Consider the following 25149-nt stretch of genomic DNA (forward strand, 5'->3'; position numbering starts at 1 on the left):
TGTATTGTGTCGAGGTGATCCTCTCGGATCGATCCCCCTACCTATAGAGCAGTGAGCGTGAGCATGGGCAAGAAGCTCGTCATCGTCGAGTCCCCGGCGAAGGGAAAGACGATCGAGCGGTACCTCGGCGAGGGCTACCAGGTGCTGGCCTCCGTCGGCCACATCCGCGACCTCGTGAGCCCCCGAGACCTGCCCGCCGACCTCAAGAAGGGCGCCTTCGGCAAGTTCGCCGTCGACGTCGACAACGGCTTCGCGCCCTACTACGTCGTGAGCGACGAGAAGAAGAAGACCGTCTCCGAGCTCAAGAAGGCGCTCAAGGACGCCGACGAGCTCATCCTCGCGACGGATGAGGACCGCGAGGGCGAGGCCATCGCGTGGCATCTGCTCGAGGTGCTCAAGCCCAAGGTGCCGGTGAAGCGAATGGTGTTCCACGAGATCACCAAGGACGCGATCGAGCAGGCCAAGGACCAGATGCGCGAGCTCAACATGCCGCTCGTCGACGCGCAGGAGACGCGCCGCATCCTCGACCGGCTCTACGGCTACGAGGTGAGCCCCGTGCTGTGGCGCAAGGTGCGGCAGGGCCTGTCGGCCGGTCGCGTGCAGTCGCCGACCGCGCGCCTCATCGTCGATCGCGAGCGCGAGCGCATGGCGTTCGTGCCCGCCGCCTACTGGAGCCTCGCGGCGCAGTTCGAAGCCCCTCAGTCGACGACGCAGGGATCGCGCTTCGGCGCCCGGCTCGTACGGCTCGACGGCGCGCGCGTCGCGACCGGCAGCGACTTCGACGACCGCGGCCAGATCAAGGGCGTCCGCACGATCCTCGACCAGGAGGCCGCCGAGTCGCTCGCGAGCGAGCTCGAGCGGGCCGCCTTCCAGGTCGCGAGCGTCGAGTCGAAGCCCTACCGCCGTCGCCCCTCGGCGCCCTTCACGACCTCGACCCTCCAGCAGGAGGCCGGCCGCAAGCTCAAGCTCTCGGCGAAGCAGACGATGTCGGTCGCGCAGTCGCTGTACGAGCAGGGCTACATCACCTACATGCGCACCGACTCGCCCTCGCTCTCGGCGCAGGCGATCAAGGCGGCGCGCGAGCAGGCGACGGCGCTCTACGGCAAGGGATCGATCCCGCAGGCCGCGCGCCACTACTCGGGCAAGTCGAAGTCGGCGCAGGAGGCGCACGAGGCGATCCGCCCCTCGGGCGACGCCTTCCGCACCCCGGCCGAGGTCAAGGCATCCCTCACCCCGAACGAGCACCGCCTCTACGAGCTCATCTGGAAGCGCACCGTCGCGAGCCAGATGATCGATGCGACGGGTCAGACCGCGACCATCACGATCGCCTCGGAGAAGACGAGCCGCGGGGTCGCCGAGTTCACCGCGTCCGGCACCGTCATCACCGAGCCCGGCTTCCTGCACGCCTACGAGGAGGGCAAGGACGCCTCGCGCTACGCAGAGGACGCCGAGGGCGACGGGAACCTGCCGGACGTCAAGCAGTCCGACCCCGTCTCGCTCGTCGAGCTCGAGCGCAAGGACCACGTCACGACGCCCCCGCCGCGCTACACCGAGGCGAGCCTCGTCAAGGCGCTCGAGGAGCTCGAGATCGGCCGCCCGTCGACCTACGCCTCGATCATCGACACCATCGTGCGGCGCGGCTTCGTCACGCAGCGCGGCGGCGCGCTCGTGCCGAACTGGATCGCGTTCTCGACCATCAAGCTGCTCGAGGACAACCTCGGCGACTACGTCGACTACGACTTCACGGCCGAGATGCTCGCCGACCTCGACCGCATCGCCGACGGTGACCTCGACCGGCAGGAGTGGCTGCGCCGCTTCTACTTCGGCAGCGAGGAGCGGCCGGGCCTCAAGAGCACGGTCGAGAACCTCGGCGACATCGACGCGCGCGCCGTCAACTCGATCCCGGTGGCCGAGGGCGTCACGCTGCGCGTCGGCCAGTACGGGCCCTACCTCGAGGGCACAGGGCCCGACGGCGAGGTCAAGCGCGCCAACATCCCCGAGGACCTCACGCCCGACCAGCTCACGCCCGAGAAGGCGGCGGAGCTCTTCGCGGCCGAGCCCGCGGAGGACCGCGTGCTCGGGCAGCACCCCGAGACGGGGCTCGACGTCGTCGTCAAGAACGGCCGCTTCGGCCCGTACATCGAGGAGGCGCTGCCGGTCGAGCTCGACGACGAGGGCAAGCCCGTCGCGCCCAAGAAGGGCAAGGCCGCGCCGAAGCCGCGCCGCGCCTCGCTCTTCAAGTCGATGGAGCCCGAGTCGGTCGACCTGCCGACGGCGCTCAAGTTGCTCTCGCTCCCGCGCGTCGTGGGCGTCGACCCCGAGTCGGGCGAGGAGATCTCGGCCCGCCCGGGTCGCTACGGCCCGTTCCTCTCGAAGGGCACCGACACCCGCTCGCTCGAGGACGAGGACCAGATCTTCTCGATCACGCTCGAGCAGGCGCTCGAGCGCTTCGCGCAGCCGAAGTACGGGGCGCGGAAGGCCGCGAGCGCGCTCAAGGAGTTCGACGCCGACCCGGTCTCGGGCAAGCCCGTGAAGGTGCGCGACGGCCGCTTCGGGCCCTACGTCACCGACGGCGAGACGAACGCGACCATCCCGCGCGGCGAGGACGTCGAGGGCATCACCTTCGAGCGCGCGATCGAGCTGCTGCAGCTCAAGCGCGAGAAGGGCCCGGCGAAGAAGCCCGCGCGCAAGCCCGCCGCGAAGAAGCCGGCCGCCAAGAAGCCGGCCGCGAAGAAGGCGCCCGCGAAGAAGCCCGCGGCGAAGAAGCCCACCGAGTCGTGACCGGCGCGTTCATCACCCTCGAGGGCGGCGACGGCTCCGGCAAGTCGACGCAAGCGGGGATGCTCGTGGCGGCGCTCGAGGCGGAGGGCCGCTCGGTCGTGCGCACGCGCGAGCCCGGCGGCACCGAGCTCGGCGTCGAGATCCGCCGGCTCGTGCAGCACACCGACGGTCACGTCGCCCCGCGCGCGGAGGCGCTGCTCTACGCCGCCGACCGCGCGCAGCACGTCGCGACGCTCGTGCGCCCCGCGCTCGAGCGCGGCGACGTCGTCGTGCAGGACCGCTACCTCGATTCGTCCGTCGCCTACCAGGGCGCCGGCCGTGAGCTCGACGGGCGGCAGATCCGCGACCTCTCGCTCTGGGCGGTCGACGGGCTGCTGCCGCACCTGACGGTCCTGCTCGACCTCGATCCCGCCGTCGGGCGCGAGCGGATGGCCGCTCGCGAGGACGCGCCGTTCGACCGGCTCGAGCAGACGGGCCTCGACTTCGCGCAGCGCGTCCGAGCCGCCTACCTCGCCCTCGCCGATGCCGAGCCGGCGCGCTTCGCCGTCGTCGACGCATCCGGGAGCCCCGACGCCGTGCACGAGCGCGTCATGTCGCACGTGCGTGGGATGCTCGCTGCCGGGCGCTGAGCGAGAGCCAGGGGGAGCGATGGGGGGCTGGAGCGAGATCGTCGGCCAGGCCGACGCGGTCGCGCAGCTGCGCCGCGCCGCCGCGGCCGATGCGGAGGGCGACGAGCACGGCGCGATGACGCACGCGTGGCTGCTCACCGGTCCGCCCGGATCGGGTCGCTCGAACCTCGCGTACGCCTTCGCCGCGGCGCTCCTCTCGGACCCCGACGGCATCGAGCCGGAGGTCGAGACGCTCGTCGAGGCTCGCACGCACCCCGACCTCGTCACGCTCTCGACCGAGGGCGTGCTCATCACGATCGCGCAAGCGAGGGCGGTCGTGCAGCGCGCTTCCCTCGCGCCCTCGAGCGCCCGCTACCGGGTGGTCGTGGTCGAGGACGCCGACCGGATGGCCGAGCGCACCTCGAACGCGCTGCTGAAGGCGCTCGAGGAGCCGCCGCCCGAGACGGTGTGGATCCTCTGCGCACCGAGCGAGGCCGACCTGCTGCCGACGATCCGCTCGCGCGTGCGCACGGTCAACCTGCAGGTGCCCGACCCGGTCGAGGTCGCGCGGCTGCTCGTCGAGCGCGACCGCGTCGACCCGGGCGTCGCCGAGCGCGCCGCGCGCGAGGCGCAGAGCCACATCGGCATGGCCCGCCGGCTCGCGACGAGCGAGGAGGCGCGCGCCCGGCGTGCCGAGACCCTGCAGATCGCGATGCGCGTCTCGACCGCCTCGTCGGCGGTGCTCGCCGCCGCGCGCTACGTCGAGATCGCGACCGCCGACGCCGACGCGCTCTCGGCCGAGCGCGACGAGGCCGAGCGAGCCGGGGCGCTCCGCCAGCTCGGCGTCGAGCCGGGCGGCACCGTGCCGCCGCAGCTGCGACGGCAGCTCAAGGAGCTGGAGGACGCGCAGAAGCAGCGCGCGAAGCGCGGCATGCGCGACGGCGTCGACCGCATCCTCGTCGACCTGCTCTCGCTCTACCGCGACATCCTCATCACCCAGCTCGGCGTCGGCCGCGAGCTCGTGAACGAAGCGATGCGGCCGACCGTGGAGGCCGCGGCCGACTACCTCGCGCGCGCGTCGGTCATCGACGTGCTCGACCAGATCCGCGTCGCGCGCGAGCGGATCGAGGCGAACGTGCCGCCGCTGCTCGCGCTCGAGGCGATGCTCGTGAGCGCCGCGCGCGCCGCGCAGCGCCGCTGAGCGAGACGCGACCGCGCGTCCCTCAGCGCAGGTCGATGGTCAGCAGCATGTCGTCCTCAACACCGCGCAGAAGGCGTTCGTCGACGTCGGTCAGCTGCACGCCGCGCGAGCGACTCGGCGCCACGGTGAGCTCCGACGGGCTCCAAGCGCGCAGCACGGAGATCCGGCGGAGCTCGGCCGCTGATCCCGGCAGAGCGTGGAGCCAGTCGAGGAGGGCCGCGGCCGGCGTCTCGCCGTCCACCTGCTCGCGGCCACGGAGCCCGACGACGCCGTCGCAGTCGCACATGCGGCGCGTCAGCGTGAACGTCTCCGCATCCGCGCCGACGCGCTTGGATGCGACGGTGAACGGTGTCGGCTGCGGCTCGACCCCGAGGCGCTCGAGCGTCATGGCGCGGAACGCGTCGTCGAGCATCTCGGCGCGGAGCGCCCAGATCACGGTCGCGCACATCGTTGGTCCTTCCGAGCCGGTCGGGACCCTCGGAATCGCCTCGGCAGCGGAGCCGGCTCCGCGGTCATCGAGACGATCGTATGCCAGCCTCGAGCCTTCCACGCGACTCGGCCGCGCGCCGCAGCACCGCTGTTGCGGCTCGCATAGCCGCGCCGCATACCGTGGGAGCATGCATCGCTCCCGCGGCCCGGCCGCCCTCGCCGTCGCGGCCGTCGCGCTCCTCGCGCTCACCGGCTGCCTCGTCCTGCCGGCCCCGCCCGCGGCTGCGCCGCCGACCGGCCCGAGCAGCGTCGCGGCGCCGCAGTGGACGCCGACCGGCGAGGACGTCGCGCCCGGTCTCGAGCAGTACTACGGGCAGGACGTCGACTGGTCCTCGTGCGGCGGCAGCTGGTGCGGCACTATCTCGGCCCCGATGGACTGGTTCGGCTCCGTCGACGGCAACATCGAGCTCTCGGTCGTCGTCGCCCCCGCGACCGGTGAGCGCAAGGGCGCGATCCTCTACAACCCCGGCGGCCCCGGCGCATCCGGTGTCGACTACGTCTCGCAGTACGCCGACTTCCTCCTCCCGCCGCAGGTGCGGGAGCACTACGACCTCGTCGGCTTCGACCCCCGCGGGGTCGGCGGCTCGACGCCCATCTCCTGCTACGACGACCCGCAGGAGTTCTACGACTGGATGTGGGGGCTCCCCGACGGCCCCGCGCCTGAGCCGCTGAGCGACGAGGACCTGCAGCTGCAGCTCGAGTCGGCGCAGTGGTTCGCCGACGCGTGCCTCGAGCACACCGGCCCCTACCTCGAGTTCGTCGGCACCGAGCAGGTCGCGAGCGACATGGACCTCATTCGGGCGCTGCTCGGCGAGGAGCGGCTCAACTACCTCGGCGTCTCCTACGGCACGCTCATCGGCTCGACCTACGCCGACCTCTTCCCCGAGAACGTCGGGCGCATGGTGCTCGACGCCGCGGTCGCGCCCGACCGCTCCGAGTTCGAAGGCACGCTCTTCCAGGCCGCGGGCTTCGAGCTCGCGTACGGCAACTTCGTCGCCGACTGCCTGCAGCAGCGCGACTGCCCCTTCGCCGGCACCCAGGAGGAGGCGCTCGAGCAGACGCGCGCGCTCATCGACGGGCTCGACGCCGACCCGATCGAGGTGGCCGACGGCCGGCAGCTCGGCTCCGGCGCGTTCTTCATCGCCATCGCTGCCAACCTCTACAGCGACCTGCAGTGGCAGGTGCTGCGCGGCGTGATCGCCGACGTGATGGCGGGCAGCGGTGAGAGCGCGTACGCCGAAGCGGATGCGTACTACGGCGTGCGCCCGGACGGCACGTTCGAGGACAACTCCTACGAGGCGCTCGTGTCGGTCAACTGCCTCGACGCGCCGGCCGTGACGGACTTCGACGAGGTGCGCGCGAACGGCGCCGAGGTCATGGCGGCCGCGCCGACGCTCGGGCCCGGCTTCGTCGGCCTCAGCAGCTGCGCCGCGTGGCCGTTCGAGGCGACGCGCGAGCCGCACGCGATCACCGCGCCCGGCGCCGACCCGATCATCGTGATCGGCGGTCGCAACGACCCGGCGACGCCCTACGAGCAAGCCGTGGCGCTCGCGGACATGCTCGAGTCGGGCGTGCTCATCTCGGTCGACGCCGAGGGCCACGGGCAGTACTACGCGCCGATGCCGAACGCGTGCGTCGATCGGCCTGTGAACGAGTACTTCCTGACCGGGGTCGCGCCGACCGCCGATCTCGACTGCTGAGCGCTCGCTCCGCGGTCGACCGTGACGGGCGCTGCCCCGTCGTAGCTCGTGCGGCGGGGCATATGGGCGGTCACCCCTAGTCTGCTCGCGAGCGAGGTCGGGAGTGGATGTGGGAGGCCCCATCTACCCTCCTCGCAAGGGAGGCAGCGATGTCGAGCACCGAGCAGGCCAGAGCGGCGGTCGAGGCCGCTCGCGCGCTGCTCGCGGATGCCGACTCGTTCGCTCGAGCATCCAACGGTGAGACGGTCGAGATCCTCGGCTGCGTCGCCGAGCTGACCCGCGTCGCTGAGGCTCTGCAGGTGCGGCTCGCGCACGAGGTCGAGGAGCGCTCGCAGGGCGCGACCGACGAGCCGCTGTGCCTGCTGCTGGGCGCCCGGCACGCGAAGGAAGCGATCGGGCGGGCGTTCGGCATGCGCCCGGGCCGCGCGCTCGACCTGTTGGTCATGGCTCGCGCGACGTCCCCGTCGATCGGGCTCACCGGCGCCACCATCCCCGCGAAGTACCCCGCGGTCGCGCGCGCGCTCGCCGAGGGCGAGATCTCGTTCGCGCAAGCGCAGGCGATCGTCACGGGCCTGGAGCCCGCGGCGCCGCGCGCGGACGTCGAGCAACTCGCCGCCGCGGAGCAGTCGCTCGTCGGCCACGCGACCGACCCGAACATGCCGAGGCCACCCGAGCAGCTGACCGTGCTCGCCCGCCGCTGCGTGGCGCTGCTGGATCCGGACGGGGTGCTGCCCAACGATGAGCGGCAGCGGGCGATGCGGTACTTGCGCATCCGGCAGCAGCCCGACGGGTCGTGGCTGACGACCATGCGCTCGCCCGCCGAGGAGGGTTCGAAGCTCAAGGCGCTGGCGGATGCGTGGGGCGGCCCGCGCGTGAAGGTCGTCTTCCACGACGACAAGTGCGCCAGCGGCGGCTGCGACGGCAAGGCCTGCGACGGCGAGGCCTCGCTCGACGACCGCACGCCCGAGCAGAAGATGCACGACGCGTTCATCGCCATGGTCACCGCGCACGCCGGCTCCGGCGACGCGCCGCTCGCCGGCGGCGAGCCGCCCGTGCTCACCTTCGTCGGCACCATCGACGCGTACGACGCCCACGTGCGGGGCCTGTCCCACCCCGAGCGGACCCTCACGATCGAGCACACCCGCTGCCTGGTGCCGATCGAGGGTGTCGACCAGCTCCTGTGCCACGCCGCCATCGAGCAGCTGATCGTCGACAAGCACGGCCACCCGCTGTGGCTCGGCCGCACCAAGCGCATCTTCAACCGCGCGCAGCGGCGCGCGCTCGCCAAGCGCGACAAGGGCTGCCGCGTGCGCGGCTGCGGCATGCCGGCCGCCTGGTGCGAAGCGCACCACATCGTGCCCTGGCAGCTCGGCGGCAAGACCGACATCGACAACGGCATCCTCGTCTGCAGCTTTCACCACCACGAGATCCACGCCGGCCGGTTGCGCGTCGAGAAGGCCGGACCGGGGCCGGGCCAATGGCGCATCGTCGCCGAGCTCCAGCCCGCCCGCACCCGCACCGCCGTCCTCGGGATGACGGGTACCGTCGAGCCGGAGCCTGGGATCGGCACCGATGGTCCGTGGCTCCTCGCGGCGACCGCGCCGCCCTCGCTCGCCGTGCGGCTCCCCGAGATGCACGAGCACGGCGTGGAGCTCCGCCGCGCGGTCACCGCCGCATCCGACGAGCCGGCCCCCGTCGGAGTGGTCGAGCCGTCCGTTCGCCGACCCCGGCGACACCGGCAGCCGAGCATCGTGACCGAGCGGCGGCTCCGCGCACTGCTCGAGCGGCACGGCCGTGCTCGCCAGCATCCCGCACGCGCCGATCTGCTGCCGAGGCCGAGGATCGTGCTGCGGCGCTGAGCAGCGGGCGGCCCGGCGGCCCTACTCAGCCGGCCCGCCGCCCTGCCACAGCCAGTCGGCGACCTCGGGGATGTCGACGCCGTGCTCGCGCGTGTATGCACGGGCGCGAGCGCGCGCATCCGCCCACTCCTCGAGCACGTCCGCGCACGACTCTGCCAGGCCCGGCACGCGCTCGACGACGTCCATCGCGAGCCGGTAGCGGTCGAGGTCGTTGAGCATCACCATGTCGAACGGCGTCGTGGTCGTGCCGCGCTCGACGTAGCCGCGCACGTGCAGGTCGTCGTGCACCGCGCGCTTGTAGGTCAGCCGGTGGATGAGCCACGGGTAGCCGTGGTACGCGAAGACCACCGGCCGGTCGCGCGTGAAGATCGCGTCGAAGTCGGCGTCGGGCAATCCGTGCGGATGCTGCCCCTCGCTCTGCAGGCGGGTGAGGTCGACGACGTTCACGACCCGCAGCGACAGCTCGGGCACGCGCTCGCGCAGCAGCGACGCGGCGGCGAGCACCTCGAGCGTCGGGACGTCGCCCGCGGCCGCGAGCACGGCATCCGGGGCCCGATCCGCCATCTCGGTGCCCGCCCACGGCAGCACGCCGAGCCCGCGCTCGCAGTGCGCGGTCGCCTCAGCCATCGAGAGCCACTGCGGCGCCGGCTGCTTGCCCGCGACGACGACGTTGACGTAGCCGGTCGAGCGCAAGCAGTGGTCGGCAGTCGAGAGCAGGGTGTTCGCGTCGAACGGCAGGTAGACGCGCACGACCTCCGGGCTCTTGTTGAGCGCGACGTCGATGAAGCCCGGGTCCTGGTGGCTGAAGCCGTTGTGGTCCTGCCGCCACACGTGGCTCGAGAGCAAGGTGTTGAGGCTCGCGATCGGCTCGCGCCACGGCACCCGCGCGGCCGACTCGAGCCACTTCGCGTGCTGGCCGACCATCGAGTCGACGATGTGCGCGAACGCCTCGTAGGTATTGAACAGCCCGTGGCGGCCGGTGAGCAGGTAGCCCTCGAGCCAGCCCTGGCAGAGGTGCTCGCTCAGCACCTCCATCACCCGACCGGTCGGCGCGAGGTGCTCGTCGCCGGGCAGCGTCTCGGCGTTCCACTGCCGGTCGGTCGAGGCGTAGACGTTCGGCGCGAGGCGATTGGATGCGGTCTCGTCCGGCCCGAAGATGCGGAACGTCTCGGGGTTGTCGCGGATGACCTCGGCGAGCCAGGCGCCGAGGATCGCGGTCGCCTCGGCGTCCTCCGCGCCGCGCGCGTCTGCGCGCACCTCGACGGCGTGGTCGCGGAAGTCGGTGAGCCGCAGCGGCTCGCGCACCTCGCCGCCGTTCGCGACCGGGATCGCGCCCATCCGCAGCTCGCCCTCCGGGGCGTGGCTCGCCACGAGCGGCACGGGCGCGCCGCGGTCGTCGAACAGCTCGTCCGGGCGGTAGGAGCGCAGCCACTCGGCGAGCAGCTCCCGGTGCGCGTCATCGTCGCGCACGCCGGAGAGTGGCACCTGATGGGCGCGCCACGTGCCCTCGACCCGGGTGCCGTCGACCTCGCGCGGCCCGGTCCATCCCTTGGGGCTGCGCAGCACGATCATCGGCCAGGCCGGGCGAGCGGCGAGGCGGCCCGCCGCCGCATCCGCCTTGATCGTCGCGATCCGGTCGAGCGCGTCGTCGAGCACCGCGGCGAAGCGCGCGTGCGCCTCGCGGGGCGGCTCACCGTCGGCGCCGACCTCGACGACGAGCGGCTCGTGCCCGTAGCCGCGCATGAGCGCGACGAGCTCATCCTCGGGGATGCGGGCGAGCAGCGTCGGGTTCGCGATCTTGTAGCCGTTGAGGTGCAGGATCGGCAGCACGGCGCCGTCGGCGGCGGGGTTCAGCAGCTTGTTGCTGTGCCACGACGCGGCGAGCGGCCCCGTCTCGGCCTCGCCGTCGCCGATGACGCACGCGACGAGCAGGTCAGGATCGTCGAACGCCGCGCCGTAGGCGTGCGCGAGCGAGTAGCCGAGCTCTCCACCCTCGTTGATCGAGCCAGGGGTCTCGGGCGCCGCGTGGCTCGGGATGCCTCCGGGGAACGAGAACTGCCGGAAGAGCCGCTGCATGCCGCCTGCGTCGAGGCTCACGTCGGGGTAGCGCTCGCTGTAGACGCCCTCCAGGTAGGTGGCTGCGACGACCCCCGGGCCGCCGTGACCGGGGCCGGTGACGAAGAGCGTGCGCTGGCGGCGCTCGCGGATGACGCGGTTGAGGTGCGCCTGCACGAACGTGAGGCCCGGCGTCGTGCCCCAGTGGCCGAGCAGCCGCGGCTTGAGGTGCTCGCGCTCGAGCGGCTCGCGCAGCAGCGGATTCGCGAGCAGGTAGATCTGCCCGACGCTCAGGTAGTTCGCCGCGCGCCACCACGCGTCGACCTGCTCGAGGTCGGATGCGGTGGGCTCGGCCCGTCGGAGCTGCCACGCGGTCGCCGTCATGCGTCGAGCCTGGGGGAGCGAGCGCGGGCCGGTCAAGCGTTCGCCGGGGGCTCTGGGCATGCGGTAGTATCGTTGATCGTGCCTCGGCACGCCGCCTTAGCTCAGTCGGCAGAGCGATTCACTCGTAATGAATAGGTCCGGAGTTCGATTCTCCGAGGCGGCACCAGCACGAAGGCCCCGCGACAGCGGGGCCTTCGCCGTCTCTGCCCATCGGCTAGGCGCGCGCGATGCCTGCCTCCTCGGCGGGCGTCCCGAGCACGCGGAACTCGTTCCGCTCCGGGTCGGCCGGCACGACCCATCCGCCGTCCTCGAGTCTGCGCCGGTCGTCGACGATGCTCGCGCCGAGCCCGACGATGCGCTCGACCTCCGCGTCGCACGTCGTGCCGACGGGGCGCAGGCACATGTGCATGCGGTGCTTCACGACCGGTCACGATCGTGGCGGCGATCGCCGGGCGGAACGACGCGTCAGGACGGGGCGACCACTGCGAGACCGATGGACCGCGCGGCGTCTGCGAGCCGATCGTCGTACGTCGCCATCGCGTCGACGCCGAGCCGCAGCGCGCCGGCCAGGTGCAGAGCACCGAGCGAGCGCAGCGTCGCTCCCGGCAGGATGCCTGCCTCGCGGTAGAGGCTGGCGGACGGCTCGTAGAGCGATACCCCGTCCAGGATCGACGAGACGGCCAGTTGAGGCAGGTCGCGCCGGACCGCGAGCCGACGCAGCTCGGTCTCGAGCAGGAGCGTGGCGACGAGCTCGACCGACGCGTCGTCCGCCCATTCCGCGAGCGCGGCCGACTCGGACTCCTCGATGAGCAGCTTGGCTGCAGCGGAGGTGTCGAGGTACGGGAGTGTCACCGCTCGCCCCGCAGATCCTCGAGGTCGTCGGCGGGGCGCCCAGCGATCAGGTGTCGACGCAGCGCAGCGAAGCCGCCGCGCCGAGAGGCGATCGGCAGATCGGTCGGGACGCGCTCCACAGGGACGAGTCGTGCGACTGCGGTCCCGTGGTTCGTGATGGTGAAGGACTCGCCGGCGGCCACTGCTCGCAGCACTTCGCTGCTGCGGTTGCGCATCTCGCGGTGGCCGATCGATTCCATGCGTGGAGCGCAGTACCGCGTAGCACGAAGGCTTCGTCGTACCCTGGGGCCATGGCCAAGGGCATCCTGATCGTCGACGTGCAGAACGACTTCACCGAGGGGGGCGCGCTCGGCACCGAGGGCGGAGCGGCGGTCGCCGCCGCCATCAGCGAGCACCTGCGCACGCACTCCTACGACCTCGTCGTCGCGAGCCGCGACTGGCACGACGCCGAGGGCGACAACGGCGGGCACTTCGCAACCGGGGAACCCGACTTCGTCGGCACCTGGCCCGTGCACTGCGTCGCAGGCACGCCCGGCGCCGAGTACCACCCGGCGCTCGACGCGCTCGCGATCGACGTGCACATCAAGAAGGGGCAGGGCAAGCCCGCGTACTCCGCCTTCGAGGGCACGACCGACGAGGGGGAGACGCTCGGCGAGGTGCTCGAGGAGCAGGGCATCGACGAGCTGGACGTCGTCGGCATCGCGACCGACTACTGCGTGAAGGCGTCGGCGCTCGACGGCGCGCTCGCCGGCTTGACCGTGACCGTCATCGACGCACTCACGTCGGCCGTGTCGCCCGAGACGCGCGCGACGGCGCTCGACGAGATGCGCGACGGCGGCGTGCAGGTCGCGCGCCGACACTAGCGCAAAGGTGTAGCCGCGCTACATGTAGGCTGTCTTAGATCCGAGAGGCGCTCGAATCGTTCGCGCCCGTGCTTTACATAGAGCGCCTAACAGATAGACTGGCTAAGTGTCCGCGCGATCCACTTCCCGCTCCTCGTCCTCCTCGCGCGTCCCCGTGTGGCTGCGCGTCCTCCTCCCCGCGGTCCTGATCCTCGGCTGGCTCGCTGCCGCCGGCATCGGCGGACCGACCTTCGGCAGCCTCTCGAGCGTCGTGTCGAACGACCAGACGAGCTTCCTGCCGTCGAGCGCGGAGTCGACGCTCGTGCAGGAGCAGCTCGGCGAGTTCCTCGGCGACGACGAGATCCCCGCGATCGTGGTGGCCGCCTCCGACGACGAGCTCAACGCATCCGCGGTGGAGTCGGTCACCGCGCTGCAGGAGGAGATCGCAGGGCTCGAGGGCGTCGTGCAGGCGTCGCCGGTCGTGCCGAGCGAGGACGGGCAGGCGGCGCAGATCGTGGCGCTGCTCGACAGCTCAGGCGAGTCGGGCGAGGTCGGCGACCTCGTCGGCGAGCTGCGAGCGCTCGTCGCGGACGCCGACCTCGGTGCCGGCGTCGAGTCGAAGGTCACCGGCCCGGCCGGCTTCACCGCCGACATCGCCGAGGCCTTCGGCGGCATCGACGGGCTGCTGCTGCTCGTCGCGCTCGCCGCCGTGCTCGTGATCCTCGTGATCGTCTACCGCTCGCCGCTCCTGCCGATCCTCGTGCTCTTCACGTCGGTCGCCGCCCTGTGCCTCGCGATCCTCGTGGTCTTCGAGCTGGCGAAGGCGGATGTGCTCACGCTCAGCGGACAGACGCAGGGCATCCTCTTCATCCTCGTCGTGGGTGCGGCGACCGACTACGGCCTGCTCTACACGGCACGCTTCCGCGAGGCGCTCGGGCAGACGCGGTCGAGGTGGCAGGCGACCGTCGCCGCGCTCAAGGGCTCGTTCGAGCCGATCATCGCCTCGGGCGGCACCGTCATCGCCGGCCTCCTGTGCCTGCTGCTGAGCGACCTCGTCTCGAACCAGCAGCTCGGCCCGGTCGCCGCGATCGGCATCGCCGCCTCGATCCTCGCGGGCCTCACCCTGCTGCCGGCGCTGCTGCTCGCCTTCGGCCGCGTCGCCTTCTGGCCCGTCGCGCCGACGCCCGAGAAGCCGCGCGTCACGGCTGACGGCAAGGGTCCCTGGAGAGCCGTCTCGAACCTCGTCGACCGCCGCGCCCGCACGGTGTGGATCGTCACGGCGCTCGTGCTGGGTGCCGGTGCGCTCGGCGTCACGCAGCTGCGCGCCGAGGGCGTGCCCTCGAGCGACTTCGTCGTCGGTGAGTCGGAGGCTCGCGACGGTCAGGCGCTCCTCTCGCAGCACTTCCCCGGCGGCTCTGGCACGCCCACGCAGATCGTCACTCCCGAGGGGGAGCTCGACGCGGTCGCCGAGGCGGTCGTCGACATCGACGGCGTCGAGAGCCTCGTGATCGCGAGCGAGGACTCGCCCTCGGGCACCCTCCCGTGGCCGGCCGATCCCGCGTCGCCGTTCGCTGCGTTCGAGCCCACGGTCGTCGACGGCAGCGTGCTCCTGCAGGCGACGCTCGTCGACGCCCCCGACTCGACCGAGGCGCAGGAGGTCGTGCGCGCGATCCGCCAGGCGGCGCACGATGTCACCGACGAGGCGCTCGTCGGCGGCACGACCGCGACCGCGATCGACACGAACGACGCATCCTCGAGGGACCGCGCCGTCATCATCCCGATCGTGCTGCTCGTGATCGGGCTCATCCTGATGGTGCTGCTGCGCTCGATCGTCGCCGCGGCGATGCTGCTGGCCACGACCGTGCTCTCGTACTACACGGCGCTCGGCGTCGGTGCGCTCATCCTGCAGGGGCTCGGCATCCCCGACATGGATCCCGCAGTGCCGCTGTTCGCATTCGTCTTCCTGGTCGCGCTCGGTGTCGACTACAACATCTTCCTCATGACGCGCGTGCGCGAAGAGGTGGGCAAGCGCGGTCATCGCGCAGGCGTGCTGCGCGGGCTGCGAGTGACGGGCGGTGTGATCACCTCGGCCGGAGTCGTGCTCGCGGCGACGTTCGCCGCGCTCGGCGTCATCCCGGTGCTCTTCCTGCTGCAGCTCGCGATCATCGTGGCGCTCGGCGTGCTCATCGATACGACGCTCGTGCGCTCGCTGCTCGTGCCGGCGCTCGCCCTCGACATCGGGCCGAAGACGTGGTGGCCGTCGAAGCTCGCGGCGGAGCCGCGCACGGGTGCGAGTGCGGAATCCGAGCCCGAGCGGGAGCGCGTCGAAGCGTAGGCTGATGGGGTGGCGTCGTCGCGATGGCGCGTCAGCCCCGATCGCATGCGATCACTCCCGATACCTCTCGACCAAGGAGTCCCCATGAGCGTGACCCAGACGACATCGAGCCGCGAGGCGGAGGTGCTCGACGCCGTCCACGGCAAGCTGTTCATCGGCGGCGAGTGGATCGACGGCGAGCAGGGCACCATCGAGGTGCGCGACCCCGCCACGGGCGAGGTCATCAAGGAGATCGCGAACGGGTCCGTCGAGGACGGCGTGCGCGCGCTCGACGCGGCGGTCGCGGCCCAGGACGCCTGGGCCCGCACGCCGGCGCGCGTGCGCGGCGAGATCCTGCGGAAGGCGTTCGACCTGCTGCAGGAGCGCAAGGAGGAGTTCGCGCTCCTGATGACGATGGAGATGGGCAAGCCGCTCGCCGAGGCGCGCGGTGAGGTCGCCTACGGCGGCGAGTTCCTGCGCTGGTTCTCGGAGGAGGCCGTGCGCATCGACGGCCGCTACTCGATGACGCCCGAGGGCACCGGCCAGATGATCGTCACGCACCGCCCCGTCGGTCCGTGCTTCCTCATCACGCCCTGGAACTTCCCGCTCGCGATGGCGACGCGCAAGCTCGGCCCGGCGCTCGCGGCCGGCTGCACCGCGGTCGTGAAGCCGGCGACGCTCACGCCGCTCACGACGCTCGCGATCGTCGCGCTGCTCGAGGAGGCGGGACTGCCCAAGGGCGTCGTCAACGTCATCACGACGAAGTCGACCGGCGCGCTCTCCGAGCGGCTGCTCGCCGACCCGCGGCTGCGCAAGGTCTCCTTCACCGGCTCGACGCCCGTCGGCGTGCAGCTGCTGAAGCAGGCGGCGGACAACGTGCTGAAGTCGTCGATGGAGCTCGGCGGCAACGCGCCGTTCGTCGTCTTCGAGGACGCGGACCTGGACAAGGCGGTCGAGGGCGCGCTGCTCGCGAAGTTCCGCAACATCGGCCAGGCCTGCACCGCCGCGAACCGCTTCATCGTGCACGAGTCGGTCGCCGACGAGTTCTCGCGCCGCATCGGCGAGGCGGTCAAGGCCATGAAGATCGGCCGCGGCACCGAGGAGGGTGTGCAGATCGGCCCGCTCGTCGAGGACAAGGCTGTCGACAACGCGGTGCGGCTCGTCGAGTCGGCCGTCGGCGATGGCGCGACGCTCGTCACGGGCGGCAAGGCGATCGACGGCCCCGGCTCGTTCTTCGAGCCGACCGTGCTCGACGGTGTCACCGCGGACATGGCCGTCTCGATCGAGGAGATCTTCGGGCCGGTGGTCGCGATCCAGCGCTTCTCGACCGAGGAGGACGCCGTGCGCCTCGCGAACGCGACCGAGTACGGCCTCGTCGGCTACGTGTTCACCGAGGACACGAAGCGCGGCCAGCGGATGATCGACCTCATCGACACCGGCATGATGGGCCTCAACGTCGGCGTCGTCTCGAACGCTGCCGGTCCCTTCGGCGGCGTCAAGCAATCGGGCCTCGGCCGCGAGGGCGGCGCCGAGGGCATCCACGAGTACCTCGAGACGAAGTACACACTCATGCCGAACCCGTTCGCCTGAGCTGATCCCTGGAAAGCGCCGGTCCGCATCAGCGGGCCGGCGCTCTTCGTCTCGGGACGGCTACTCGGCGACCGCAGCGGGCGCGAGCAGCTGGTGCGCCGCGAGCTCGCGGTAGAGCGGCGACGCGTCGAGCAGCTCCTCGTGGGTGCCGCGAGCGAGCACGCGGCCGCCGTCGAGCACGACGATCTGGTCGGCGTCGACGACCGTCGCGAGCCGGTGCGCGATCACGAGCGTCGTGCGGCCCTCGCTCGCGACGTCGAGCGCCGCCTTGAGCGACGCTTCGTTGCGCGCGTCGAGGTTGGCGGTCGACTCGTCGAGCAGCAGCACGGGCGTCGCCGCGAGCAGCGCCCGCGCGATCGCGAGCCGCTGCCGCTCGCCGCCCGAGAGCAGCACGCCGGCCTCGCCGACCTCGGCGTCGAGGCCCTGCTGCGAGCGGCGCACGAGGTCGCCGAGGTTGACGGCGTCGAGCGCCTCGAGCAGCCGCTCGTCGGTCGCGTCGGGCGCGCCGAGCTGGAGGTTCTCGCGCAGCGAGCCGGCGAGCGCCGGAGCGTCCTGCTCGACGTAGCCGATGAGTGAGCGGAGGCTCTCGCGATCGACGTCGCGCACGTCGCTGCCGCCGACGACGACGCGGCCGGCGGTCGCGTCGTAGAACCGCTCGACGAGCGCGAACGTCGTCGACTTGCCCGCACCCGAGGGGCCGACGAGCGCCGTGCGCGAGCCTGCGGGCACCTCGAACGAGACGTCCTCGAGCACGGTGCGCGGCTCGTCGGCCGAGGGGTAGGCGAAGGTCACGCCCTCGAAGGCGACCATGGGCGCACCCGCGCGAGGCTCGAGCGCGACGCGCGCATCCGCATCCGCCTCGGACGGGAGCCGCACGATCTCCTGGATGCGGCCGAGCGCGCCGAGCGCGACGCTCACCGCCGAGATCGCGCCAGCGAGCTGGCCGAGCGGCATGATCATGAGGAACAGGAACAGCAGGAAGCCGACGAGTTGCGAGATGGCGATCTCGCCCGTCGCGACCCGCAGGCCGCCGACGCCCAGCACGACGAGGAACGCGAGCTGCACGGCGATGCCGAAGATCGGCACGACGAGCGCCGAGATGCGAGCGACCCGCACGCCCGCGCGGAAGGCGTCGCCCGCCCGCTCGCCGATGCCGTCGACCTCGCGCGCGGTCGCACCCGCGGCGCGCACCGTGCGCACGGCGCTGATCGCGCGCTCGAGCGCGCTCGTGAGGTGCCCGACCTGCTCCTGCGCAGCGCCGGAAGCACGCGTGAGGAGCGGCATGACGACGAGCATCGCGCCGATCGCGACCGCGAGCACGAGCACGGTGAGGCCGAGCAGCAGCGGATCGATGATGAGCATCGCGATCACGGCGCCGACGAGCGTGAGCACGCCGCCGATCGACTCGACGAGGCCCTGCGTGAGCACCGCGCGCAGCAGCGTCGTGTCGCTGCCGACGCGGCTCACGAGGTCGCCGACCCGGCGCGCGTCGAACTCGGCGATCGGCAGCCGCAGCATCGAGCCGACGAGCGTGCGGCGCGTGCGCAGCACGACGTGCTCGCCGAGCACCTGCAGCAGGAAGTGCTGGAAGCCGTCGACGACCGCGCCGATGACGACGACCGCGAGCAGCAGCCACGGCAGCCACTCGAGCGGCCGCGACTGCTCGACGCGCGCGATGAGCTCCTGCGCCATGAGCGGCTGGGCGAGGGCGAACGCCGCGCCGAGCACCGAGAGCGCGATCGCACCCGCGAGCAGCCCCTTCTTCGGGAAGAGGTAGGGCAGCAGCTCGCGCACGCTCGCGCGCGGTCCGTCGTCGCCCCGGCGTCGGAGCATCCCGCGTCGCTCGCTCATGTCTCGCTTCCGTCGTCGTGCGCGGCCGTCACCGCTTGCCGTGCTTCTTGTGCACCGCCTGGCGGCTCACGCCGAGCGCGTCGGCGATCGCCTGCCAGGGGAACCCCTCCATTCTCGCGCGTCTCGCGAGCGCCGATTCCTCGCGCTCGAGATCGCGCCGCGTCGCGGCGAGCGCCGCGAGCTCCTCGAGCACCCCGCGGGGCTGCTCACCGGTCGCCGTCGCGTCGTCCATGCGTCAACCGTAGTTGACGCGGGGGGATGCGTCAACCGACGTTGACAACGGGTGCTCGTCCGCGCGTGGGCGGCACGGTCTACTGTGGGGCCTTGTGCCAGCACCCGTGATCGAGGCGACCGGACTCCGCAAGCAGTACGGCGACTTCACCGCCGTCGACGGGATCGACTTCGCGATCGAGCCGGGCGAGGCGTTCGGCTTCCTCGGCCCCAACGGCGCGGGCAAGTCGACCACGATGCGGATGATCGCCGCGACGTCGACGCGCTCGGCGGGCGATCTGCGCGTGCTCGGCTTCGACCCCGAGACGCACGGACCCGAGGTGCGGGCGCAGCTCGGCATCGTGCCCCAGGCCGACCAGCTCGACGAGGAGCTGCGGGTCGTCGACAACCTCATCGTGTACGGCCGCTACTTCGGGCTGCCGCTCGACTACGTCAAGCGCCGCTCGGAGGAGCTGCTCGAGTTCGCACAGCTGACCGAGAAGCGCACCGCTCGCGTCGACGGCCTCTCGGGCGGCATGAAGCGGCGGCTCACCATCGCGCGCGGACTCATCAACGCACCGAAGGCGATGCTGCTCGACGAGCCGACCACGGGCCTCGACCCGCAGGCGCGGCACGTGCTGTGGGACCGGCTGTTCCGGCTCAAGGAGGAGGGCACGACGCTCGTGCTCACGACCCACTACATGGACGAGGCTGAGCAGCTGTGCGACCGGCTCGTCGTCATCGACAAGGGCACGATCGTCGCCGAGGGCAGCCCCGCCGCACTCATCCGCGAGTACTCGACGCGCGAGGTGCTCGAGGTGCGCTTCGGCTCGGCCCGCAACGCCCGGGCCGCCGAGACGATGGCCGGGATCGGCGAGCGCATCGAGGTGCTGCCCGATCGCGTGCTCGTCTACGACCACGACGGCGAGGCGGCGATGTCGGCCGTGCACGAGCGCGGCCTCAGCCCCATCACGAGCCTCGTGCGGCGCTCGAGCCTCGAGGACGTCTTCCTCCGCCTCACCGGAAGGTCGCTGATCGAATGAGCGAGTCGGCCCCCACGCGCACGCTCGCCGATGCCGGCGGCGTCGACCACGGCGCGGTCGCCCGCCGCTCGCGCACGTGGGGCTGGTGGTTCGTCGCCGAACACCGCATCCGCGCCATGCGCTCGTACGTCTTCTCGTGGGTCGGGCTCGGCATCGGCGAGCCCTTCCTCTACATCGTCGGCCTCGGCTTCGGCCTCGGCATGCTCGTCGACGCGAACCAAGGGGACCAGGGCGTCGACGGCGTGCCCTACATCGTCTTCGTCGCGCCCGCGCTCGCGCTCGCGGCGGCGATGCAGACCGCCGCGCAGGAGAACACCTACGGCGTCTTCGGCGGCTTCAAGTGGTTCCCGATGTTCCTCTCGATGGGCGGCACTCCCATCTCGGCTGCCCACATCGTGCTCGGCTTCCAGCTCTCGGTGCTCGTGCGCGTGCTGCTGCCGCTCACGGCGTTCGCGATCGTCATGATCGTGCTGCAGCTCGGCACGGTCGCCGGCGCGCTCCTGCTGATCGGCATCGGGCTGCTGCTCGCGACGGCGTTCGGCTTCGCGGTCATGTCGTGGGTGTCGACGCAGACGGATGACCGGGGCCAGCTCTCCTTCATCGAGCGGTTCGTCGTCGTGCCGCTCACGCTCTTCTCGGGCACCTACTTCCCGCTCGAGACGCTGCCGCTGCTGCTGCAGTGGATCGGCTGGATCTCGCCGCTCTGGCACGCGGTCGAGCTCGGCCGCACCGCGCTGTACGGCGCCCCGATCGAGCCGGTCATGCTGCTCGTGCACCTCGGCTACCTCGTCGCGATCGCGGTCGTCTGCTGCCTGCTCTCCATCCGCACCTTCGCGAAGCGGCTCGACAAGTGAGCGAGCTGCTGCTCGAGGCGCCGGCGCCCACCGTGCGCGGACCGCTCCGCGGCATCTACGCGGGCAACACGCGCTCGGTCGTCGCCCGCGGGCTGCGCGTGATCGCGCGGAACAACTGGCTCATCGTCGTGACGGGCTTCTTCGAGCCGGTCTTCTACTTGCTCTCGATGGGCATCGGCCTCGGCGCGCTCATCGGCGGCGTCGAGTTCTACGGCACCGAGGTGCCGTACGCCGCCTACATCGCGCCCGCGCTCATGGCCGTGAGCGCGATGAACGGCGCCGTCTACGACTCGACGATGAACGTGTTCTTCAAGATGAACTACGCGAAGCTCTACCAGCAGATGCTCTCGACGTCGCTCGGGCCGCTCGACGTCGCGCTCGGCGAGATCCTGCTCGCGCTCTTCCGCGGGCTGCTCTACGCGAGCGGCTTCATGCTCGTCACGACGCTCATGGGCCTCAACCTCGCCTGGACGGCCGTGCTCGCGATCCCCGCCGCGCTCGTCATCGCGTTCGCGTTCGCGTCGTTCGGCATGGCGATCACGAGCTACATGAAGACGTTCCAGCACCTCGACTACGTGTGGGTCGTGATGATGCCGATGTTCCTGCTCTCGGCGACGTTCTTCCCGATCGAGGTCTACCCGCAGGGCGTGCAGTGGGTCATCCAGGCGCTGCCGCTGTGGCATGGCGTCGACATGATCCGCCAGCTCACCACCGGGCTCGTGCAGCCGTCGATCCTGCTGCACCTCACCTACTTCGCGGTGATGATCCTCGTCGGGCTCGTCTTCACGACGACGAGGCTGCGGGCGCTCTTCCTCCGCTGACGCCCAGCGACGGCCCCTACGCTGTGTCGCCATGGCACGCGTGCTCATCTTCGCCCCCGCACCCCTGCTCACCGTCACGGTCGAGGAGTTCCGCGGCGAGCCGGACGTGCACGTGCACGTCGGCGGCCAGGGCGTGTGGCAGGGACGGATGCTGCGGTCGCTCGGCGTCGACGTGGCCCTCGTGTGCTCGGTCGCGGGGGAGACGGGGCTCGTCGTGCGGCAGCTGCTCGAGCACGAGGGCTTCGACGTCGTCGCGATCGAGCGCGACGCGATCGGGCCGGCGTACGTGCACGACCGCCGCGACGACGACCGCGAGCCGATCGTCGAGGCGAACGGCGAGCCGCTCGCCCGGCACGAGCTCGACGCGCTCTACTCCGCGGCGCTCAGCGAGGCGCCGAAGGCCGACCTCGTCATCCTCTCGGGCCCCGAGGGCGAGTCGATGCTCGAACCCGACGCCTATCGGCGGCTCGCGAGCGACGTGCGCCAGCTCGGCGTGCCGGTGCTCGTCGATCTCGCCGGACCGCGGCTCGAGGCCGCGCTCGAGGGCGGGGTCGACGTGCTCAAGGTGAGCCACGAGGAGCTCGAGCAGGACGGACGGGTCGAGGACGGCAGCGACGAGCAGCAGCTGCTGCGGGCCGCGCGGCAGCTCGCCGACGAAGGCATCGGCCTCATCGCGATCACACGCGCCGACGCGGGCTCGCTCGTCGTCGGCGAGGAGGGCGCGTGGCGGGTGGTCGCGCCCCAGCTCGAGCCGGTCGAGACGCGCGGCGCCGGCGACTCCTACACCGCCGCGGTCGCCGCGGTGCTCGCGGAGGGCGGTCGCCACGCCGACGCGATCCGGTTGGGCGCCGCCGCTGGGGCGGTCAACGCGACCCGCCGTGGACTCGGGACGGGCGACGCCGACGCCATCCGCGCGATCGCGGCGCGCGTCGAGCTGCAGCCGATCGAGCCGCAGCAGGAGGAGGACTGATGCGAGCACTGATCACGAACGACGACGGCATCGACGCCCCGGGCCTCGCGGCCCTCGCGCGCGTCGCCGCCGAGGCGGGGCTCGACGTGGTCGTCGCCGCGCCCGCCGAAGAGCACTCGGGAGCCAGCGCATCCATCATCGCCACCGAGGGCACCGCCGTCACCGCGGCCGGCGGCAAGGGCACCGTGCACACCGAGCGGCGCGAGCTGCCGGGCGTCGCCGAGGCGCACGCGGTGCACGCGGCCCCCGCGCTCATCGTGCTGCTCGCGCTGCACGGCGCGTTCGGGCCCGTGCCCGACGTCGTGCTGAGCGGCATCAACCGCGGCGCGAACGTCGGGAGCGCCATCCTGCACTCCGGCACCGTCGGTGCGGCGCTCACGGCCGGCCAGGGCGGGGTGCGGGCACTCGCCGTCTCGCTCGACGTCGGGCTGCGCGAGGGCGGCGGCGAGCACTGGGAGACCGCGGGCGCGGTCGTCGCGCGCGTGCTGCCCGACCTCCTCGCCGCACCGGCCGGTACCGTGCTCAACCTCAACGCGCCCGACGTCGCGGCGCGGGACGGGGTCGAGCTCGTCGAGGCGCCGCTCGCGCCCTTCGGGATCGTGCAGACGACGATGACCGAGGTCGACGGCGACGACATGCGGCTCGCCATCCGGCAGCACCGCGCCGACGAGGCGCCCGGCTCTGACATGGAGCGCCTCGCGGCGGGCGTCGCGACCGTCACCGCCGTGCCGACCCTCGCCGCGCCGATCCACTAGGGCCGCTGCGGGATCGGGGCGCCGATCCTCGCGGATGGCCTGCTCGTCCGCCGAGGCACGGCCGGATCGCCGGGCCGGCTCACCGCGCGCAGCGCCCAGAGGATGGTCACGAGATCGACGACCTCCTGGGTCAGCGCGCCCGCGGTGGCGGGGATGACCCCGAACGCGGCGACGAGCATGAGCGCGACGCTGATCACGATGCCGAGCCAGATGCTCTGGAGGGCGATGCGCTTCGTGTCGCGGCCGATGCGCACCGCGAGGGCGGTGCGCGAGAGGTCGTCGAGAGTGATGACGACGTCGGCCGACTCGCTCGCCGCGGTCGCGCCTCGCGCGCCCATCGCGACGCCGACGTCCGCTGCCGCGAGTACGGGCGCGTCGTTGACCCCGTCGCCGACCATGAGCACCGGCCGCCGCTCGATCGCGTGCACGGCCTCGACCTTGTCAGCCGGCAGGCACTCGGCGCGCACGTCGGTGATGCCGAGCTCATCGGCCACGTGCCGGGCGGTCGGCCACGCATCGCCGGTGAGCATGACCGTCTCCCGGATGCCGATGGCGTCGAGCGCGGCGATCGTGGCGGCGGCCTCCGGGCGCACCGGATCGCGCGCGATGATCGCGCCGGCGAACCGATCGCCGACCGCGACGTAGATGCCGAGCTCGCCGCTCGCGAGGTTCGTCTCCTGCGCATCCGCGGCGTGCTGGCGCACGAAGGCGAGCTTGCCCACGACCACCCGACGCCCGTCGATCTCGGCGACGACCCCGAAGGTCGCCTCCTCCGACGCGCTCCGCGCCTCCCGCAGCTCGAGGCCCCGCTCGCGAGCGGCGAGCATGACCGAGCTCGCGAGCACGTGCGACGAGTACTGCTCGGCGGACGCGGCGAGGGCGAGGAGCTCCTCGGCAGCGACGCCGTCCGCGGGGAGCACCCGCTCGACCGTGGGCGCACCGCCGGTGAGGGTGCCCGTCTTGTCGAACACCGCGGTCCGGGCGGCGGCGAGCTGCTCGAGCACGCCGGCGCCCTTGACGATGATGCCGTGGCGCGCTGCGCGGCTCATGCCGCCCATGAACGCGACGGGCGCGGCGATGAGCAGCGGGCACGGCGTCGCGACGACGAGCACCTCGGCGAACCGCACCGGATCGCCCGACACGGCCCACGCGATGCCCGCGATGAGCAGGGCGACCGCGGTGAACGGCACCGCGTAGCGGTCGGCGAGGCGCACGACGGGAGCACGGCTCTCGGCGGCTTCCTCGACGAGCCGCACGATGCTCTGGTACTGGCTCTCGGCTGCCGTCGCCGTCGCCCGGATGCGCACCGCGAGCTGGGCGTTGACCGATCCGCTCAGCAACCGGTCGCCCGCGGCGAGCTCGACGGGCAGGCTCTCGCCCGTGAGTGAGGACTCGTCGACGACCGCGTGCTCGCTCAGCAGCTCGGCGTCGACGGGCACGATCTCGGCGGGGCGCAGCAGCAGCACGTCACCCGCGCGCACGTCGTCGGCGCCGATGTCCTCGAGCCCGCCGCCCGGCAGCTCGCGGTGCGCCTGCTGCGGCGCCCGCTCGAGCAGCGCCGTCAGCTCGCGCTTCGCACGCCCGGCCGCGTAGTCCTCGAGCGCCTCGCCGCCGGTGAGCATGAGCACGATGATGATCGCCGCGACGTACTCGTCGACGAGCAGCGTCGCGACGATCGCGGTGATCGCGAGGATGTCGAGTCCCCAGTGGCCGCGCAGCACGTCGCGCACCATGCCGAGGCCCTGGATGACGACCACGACCGCAGCCCACGCGATGCACAGCCAGCGCGCAGCGTCACCCGCTCCCAGCGCGGCGACGAGGGTCGCCGCAGCGCCGACGAGCACGGTGATGGCGACCAGGGGATAGCGTCGCGCCGCACGACCGAGCCACAGCATGCCCTCAGTGTGGACCGCGAGCGGGGGCGCCGCCAGCGAGGTGAGGCTTCCCTGCCGCGGGGAGCGGAGCGGCCC

21 protein-coding genes and 1 tRNA gene are annotated in these 25149 nt (G+C 72.2%); 14 read left to right on the forward strand and 8 right to left on the reverse strand.

Annotated features, from left to right (window positions below; translation table 11 throughout):
- Nucleotides 1–63: 63 nt before the first annotated feature.
- From topA to JSQ78_RS11900, 3 genes are read left to right on the forward strand one after another with little or no spacing between them, the layout of a single operon-like run.
- Nucleotides 64–2781, forward strand: a complete 2718-nt coding sequence (gene topA / locus JSQ78_RS11890; protein WP_502756152.1) for a type I DNA topoisomerase — start codon at nt 64–66, stop codon at nt 2779–2781.
- Entirely contained in the window at nt 2778–3410 is a 633-nt protein-coding gene (tmk, locus tag JSQ78_RS11895; protein ID WP_211447824.1) for a dTMP kinase, read from the forward strand. Before topA ends, tmk begins: the two co-directional genes overlap by 4 nt.
- 19 nt (nt 3411–3429) lie before the next feature.
- On the forward strand, nt 3430–4590 hold the full coding sequence (locus JSQ78_RS11900) for a DNA polymerase III subunit delta' (protein WP_211447826.1): 1161 nt from the start codon (nt 3430–3432) through the stop codon (nt 4588–4590).
- A gap of 22 nt (nt 4591–4612) precedes the next feature.
- On the opposite strand, the gene JSQ78_RS11905 is transcribed toward JSQ78_RS11900, so the two are convergent.
- A complete protein-coding gene (locus JSQ78_RS11905; protein WP_211447828.1) occupies nt 4613–5002 on the reverse strand; it encodes a hypothetical protein in 390 nt (129 codons plus the stop codon).
- A gap of 205 nt (nt 5003–5207) precedes the next feature.
- On the opposite strand from JSQ78_RS11905, the gene JSQ78_RS11910 reads away from it, so the two are divergent.
- Nucleotides 5208–6779: an alpha/beta hydrolase gene (locus JSQ78_RS11910; RefSeq protein ID WP_211447830.1), complete on the forward strand. Its 1572-nt coding sequence runs from the start codon at nt 5208–5210 to the stop codon at nt 6777–6779.
- Between the two features lie 149 nt (nt 6780–6928).
- Nucleotides 6929–8638, forward strand: coding sequence for an HNH endonuclease signature motif containing protein (locus JSQ78_RS11915; protein ID WP_211447832.1), 1710 nt, complete (start codon nt 6929–6931; stop codon nt 8636–8638).
- Nucleotides 8639–8659: 21 nt separating this feature from the next.
- Here JSQ78_RS11915 and JSQ78_RS11920 read toward each other — a convergent pair whose 3' ends face one another.
- Nucleotides 8660–11077, reverse strand: a complete 2418-nt coding sequence (locus JSQ78_RS11920) for a phosphoketolase family protein (RefSeq protein WP_211447834.1) — start codon at nt 11075–11077, stop codon at nt 8660–8662.
- A 90-nt stretch (nt 11078–11167) separates the two neighbouring features.
- On the opposite strand from JSQ78_RS11920, the gene JSQ78_RS11925 reads away from it, so the two are divergent.
- Nucleotides 11168–11243: transfer RNA gene (locus JSQ78_RS11925), tRNA-Thr, on the forward strand.
- Nucleotides 11244–11291: 48 nt separating this feature from the next.
- Here the strand turns inward: JSQ78_RS11925 and JSQ78_RS11930 are convergent.
- Genes JSQ78_RS11930 through JSQ78_RS11940 form a run of 3 tightly spaced genes read right to left on the reverse strand, consistent with a single transcriptional unit; the run spans nt 11292 to nt 12168 of the window.
- A complete protein-coding gene (locus tag JSQ78_RS11930) occupies nt 11292–11498 on the reverse strand; it encodes a VOC family protein (RefSeq protein ID WP_249295677.1) in 207 nt (68 codons plus the stop codon).
- Between the two features lie 44 nt (nt 11499–11542).
- Nucleotides 11543–11929, reverse strand: coding sequence for a type II toxin-antitoxin system VapC family toxin (locus JSQ78_RS11935; protein ID WP_211447835.1), 387 nt, complete (start codon nt 11927–11929; stop codon nt 11543–11545).
- The gene (locus JSQ78_RS11940; protein WP_211447837.1) at nt 11926–12168 is read right to left on the reverse strand and encodes a type II toxin-antitoxin system Phd/YefM family antitoxin; all 243 of its coding nucleotides are present in this window, start codon (nt 12166–12168) and stop codon (nt 11926–11928) included. Before JSQ78_RS11940 ends, JSQ78_RS11935 begins: the two co-directional genes overlap by 4 nt.
- A 51-nt stretch (nt 12169–12219) precedes the next feature.
- On the opposite strand from JSQ78_RS11940, the gene JSQ78_RS11945 reads away from it, so the two are divergent.
- The 3 genes from JSQ78_RS11945 (at nt 12220) to JSQ78_RS11955 (ending at nt 16675) form a co-directional block, all read left to right on the forward strand.
- Complete coding sequence (locus JSQ78_RS11945) at nt 12220–12792, forward strand: nicotinamidase (protein ID WP_211447839.1); 573 nt, start codon at nt 12220–12222, stop codon at nt 12790–12792.
- Nucleotides 12793–12898: 106 nt separating this feature from the next.
- Nucleotides 12899–15106: an MMPL family transporter gene (locus JSQ78_RS11950; RefSeq protein WP_211447841.1), complete on the forward strand. Its 2208-nt coding sequence runs from the start codon at nt 12899–12901 to the stop codon at nt 15104–15106.
- A gap of 84 nt (nt 15107–15190) precedes the next feature.
- On the forward strand, nt 15191–16675 hold the full coding sequence (locus JSQ78_RS11955) for an NAD-dependent succinate-semialdehyde dehydrogenase (RefSeq protein WP_211447843.1): 1485 nt from the start codon (nt 15191–15193) through the stop codon (nt 16673–16675).
- Between the two features lie 60 nt (nt 16676–16735).
- Here the strand turns inward: JSQ78_RS11955 and JSQ78_RS11960 are convergent, their stop codons facing one another.
- Together JSQ78_RS11960 and JSQ78_RS11965 are read right to left on the reverse strand one after the other, a co-directional pair.
- Nucleotides 16736–18526, reverse strand: a complete 1791-nt coding sequence (locus tag JSQ78_RS11960; RefSeq protein WP_211447844.1) for an ABC transporter ATP-binding protein — start codon at nt 18524–18526, stop codon at nt 16736–16738.
- Nucleotides 18527–18554: 28 nt separating this feature from the next.
- The gene (locus JSQ78_RS11965) at nt 18555–18758 is read right to left on the reverse strand and encodes a helix-turn-helix domain-containing protein (RefSeq protein ID WP_211447846.1); all 204 of its coding nucleotides are present in this window, start codon (nt 18756–18758) and stop codon (nt 18555–18557) included.
- A 94-nt stretch (nt 18759–18852) separates the two neighbouring features.
- Between JSQ78_RS11965 and JSQ78_RS11970 the strand changes: the two genes are divergently transcribed.
- From JSQ78_RS11970 to surE, 5 genes are read left to right on the forward strand one after another with little or no spacing between them, the layout of a single operon-like run.
- Complete coding sequence (locus tag JSQ78_RS11970) at nt 18853–19779, forward strand: ABC transporter ATP-binding protein (protein ID WP_211447848.1); 927 nt, start codon at nt 18853–18855, stop codon at nt 19777–19779.
- Nucleotides 19776–20633, forward strand: a complete 858-nt coding sequence (locus JSQ78_RS11975; RefSeq protein WP_211447850.1) for an ABC transporter permease — start codon at nt 19776–19778, stop codon at nt 20631–20633. Before JSQ78_RS11970 ends, JSQ78_RS11975 begins: the two co-directional genes overlap by 4 nt.
- Nucleotides 20630–21454: an ABC transporter permease gene (locus JSQ78_RS11980; protein WP_249295678.1), complete on the forward strand. Its 825-nt coding sequence runs from the start codon at nt 20630–20632 to the stop codon at nt 21452–21454. The genes JSQ78_RS11975 and JSQ78_RS11980 overlap by 4 nt, the downstream gene beginning before the upstream one ends.
- Before the next feature lie 31 nt (nt 21455–21485).
- Nucleotides 21486–22424 carry a 1-phosphofructokinase family hexose kinase gene (locus tag JSQ78_RS11985; protein ID WP_211447852.1) on the forward strand — a complete coding sequence of 313 codons (939 nt, stop codon included), beginning with the start codon at nt 21486–21488 and terminating at the stop codon, nt 22422–22424.
- Nucleotides 22424–23179 (forward strand): 5'/3'-nucleotidase SurE, encoded by a 756-nt coding sequence (surE, locus tag JSQ78_RS11990; protein WP_249295679.1) that lies wholly within the window; start codon nt 22424–22426, stop codon nt 23177–23179. The genes JSQ78_RS11985 and surE overlap by 1 nt, the downstream gene beginning before the upstream one ends.
- Here surE and JSQ78_RS11995 read toward each other — a convergent pair.
- Nucleotides 23176–25074 carry a heavy metal translocating P-type ATPase gene (locus tag JSQ78_RS11995; protein WP_211447854.1) on the reverse strand — a complete coding sequence of 633 codons (1899 nt, stop codon included), beginning with the start codon at nt 25072–25074 and terminating at the stop codon, nt 23176–23178. The genes surE and JSQ78_RS11995 overlap by 4 nt on opposite strands.
- Nucleotides 25075–25149: the final 75 nt, after the last annotated feature.

Source organism: Agrococcus sp. Marseille-Q4369 (assembly GCF_018308945.1).
Lineage (GTDB): Bacteria > Actinomycetota > Actinomycetes > Actinomycetales > Microbacteriaceae > Agrococcus.

Excerpts from the sequence above, each read along its gene's own strand:
- JSQ78_RS11985 (WP_211447852.1), top strand. The coding sequence starts at position 21,486 with ATGGCACGCGTGCTCATCTTCGCCCCCGCACCCCTGCTCACCGTCACG.
- JSQ78_RS11960 (WP_211447844.1), bottom strand. The coding sequence starts at position 18,526 with ATGAGCGAGCGACGCGGGATGCTCCGACGCCGGGGCGACGACGGACCG.
- JSQ78_RS11975 (WP_211447850.1), top strand. The coding sequence starts at position 19,776 with ATGAGCGAGTCGGCCCCCACGCGCACGCTCGCCGATGCCGGCGGCGTC.
- surE (WP_249295679.1), top strand. The coding sequence starts at position 22,424 with ATGCGAGCACTGATCACGAACGACGACGGCATCGACGCCCCGGGCCTC.
- JSQ78_RS11915 (WP_211447832.1), top strand. The coding sequence starts at position 6,929 with ATGTCGAGCACCGAGCAGGCCAGAGCGGCGGTCGAGGCCGCTCGCGCG.
- JSQ78_RS11910 (WP_211447830.1), top strand. The coding sequence starts at position 5,208 with ATGCATCGCTCCCGCGGCCCGGCCGCCCTCGCCGTCGCGGCCGTCGCG.
- JSQ78_RS11965 (WP_211447846.1), bottom strand. The coding sequence starts at position 18,758 with ATGGACGACGCGACGGCGACCGGTGAGCAGCCCCGCGGGGTGCTCGAG.
- topA (WP_502756152.1), top strand. The coding sequence starts at position 64 with ATGGGCAAGAAGCTCGTCATCGTCGAGTCCCCGGCGAAGGGAAAGACG.
- JSQ78_RS11905 (WP_211447828.1), bottom strand. The coding sequence starts at position 5,002 with ATGCTCGACGACGCGTTCCGCGCCATGACGCTCGAGCGCCTCGGGGTC.
- JSQ78_RS11940 (WP_211447837.1), bottom strand. The coding sequence starts at position 12,168 with ATGGAATCGATCGGCCACCGCGAGATGCGCAACCGCAGCAGCGAAGTG.
- JSQ78_RS11945 (WP_211447839.1), top strand. The coding sequence starts at position 12,220 with ATGGCCAAGGGCATCCTGATCGTCGACGTGCAGAACGACTTCACCGAG.
- JSQ78_RS11955 (WP_211447843.1), top strand. The coding sequence starts at position 15,191 with ATGAGCGTGACCCAGACGACATCGAGCCGCGAGGCGGAGGTGCTCGAC.
- JSQ78_RS11900 (WP_211447826.1), top strand. The coding sequence starts at position 3,430 with ATGGGGGGCTGGAGCGAGATCGTCGGCCAGGCCGACGCGGTCGCGCAG.
- JSQ78_RS11920 (WP_211447834.1), bottom strand. The coding sequence starts at position 11,077 with ATGACGGCGACCGCGTGGCAGCTCCGACGGGCCGAGCCCACCGCATCC.
- JSQ78_RS11995 (WP_211447854.1), bottom strand. The coding sequence starts at position 25,074 with ATGCTGTGGCTCGGTCGTGCGGCGCGACGCTATCCCCTGGTCGCCATC.